The sequence below is a fragment of the Azospirillum halopraeferens DSM 3675 genome, assembly GCF_000429625.1.
In the GTDB taxonomy this organism is placed as follows: Bacteria; Pseudomonadota; Alphaproteobacteria; order Azospirillales; family Azospirillaceae; genus Azospirillum; species Azospirillum halopraeferens.
Map to the genome: position 1 here is coordinate 1 of NZ_AUCF01000056.1, position 1002 is coordinate 1002.

The following is a 1002-nucleotide window of genomic DNA, read 5'->3' on the forward strand; positions in this document are numbered from 1 at the left end:
CTGAATCCATAGGGTCAGGAGGCGAACCCGGCGAACTGAAACATCTAAGTAGCCGGAGGAAAGGACATCAACCGAGACTCCGCGAGTAGTGGCGAGCGAAAGCGGACCAGGCCAGTGGTCATGGTGAGGCAACCGGAAGCGTCTGGAACGGCGCACCACAGCGGGTGACAGTCCCGTACGGGTAAGGCAGCCATGATCCTCGAGTAGGGCGGGGCACGTGAAACCCTGTCTGAACGTGGGGGGACCACCCTCCAAGCCTAAGTACTCCTCAGTGACCGATAGTGAACCAGTACCGTGAGGGAAAGGTGAAAAGCACCCCGACGAGGGGAGTGAAACAGTTCCTGAAACCGGATGCCTACAAGCAGTCGGAGCCTCCATGTGGGGTGACGGCGTACCTTTTGTATAATGGGTCAGCGACTTACAGTAAGCAGCGAGCTTAAGCCGGTAGGCGAAGGCGCAGCGAAAGCGAGTCTGAAGAGGGCGCATGAGTTGCTTGCTGTAGACCCGAAACCTGATGATCTAGCCATGGCCAGGTTGAAGGTGCGGTAACACGCACTGGAGGACCGAACCCACGCCTGTTGAAAAAGTCGGGGATGAGCTGTGGCTAGGGGTGAAAGGCCAATCAAATCAGGAAATAGCTGGTTCTCCGCGAAAGCTATTTAGGTAGCGCGTCGCGTATTGCCTGCGGGGGTAGAGCACTGGATGGGCTAGGGGGGCGCGAGCCTTACCAAACCTAACCAAACTCCGAATACCGCAGAGCACAGCGCGGCAGACAGACGGTGGGTGCTAAGGTCCATCGTCGAGAGGGAAACAGCCCAGACCGCCAGCTAAGGTCCCCAAATGATGGCTAAGTGGGAAAGGATGTGGGAAGGCCATGACAACCAGGAGGTTGGCTTAGAAGCAGCCATCCTTTAAAGAAAGCGTAATAGCTCACTGGTCTAGACAAGCCGGCCTGCGCCGAAAATGTAACGGGGCTCAAGCCATCTACCGAAGCTGCGGGTG

The 1002-nt window shown here is 57.2% G+C and carries 1 rRNA gene; it reads left to right on the top strand.

The features are described from left to right. Window positions 1–1002, top strand: a 23S ribosomal RNA gene (locus G472_RS0124615); the annotation flags it as partial.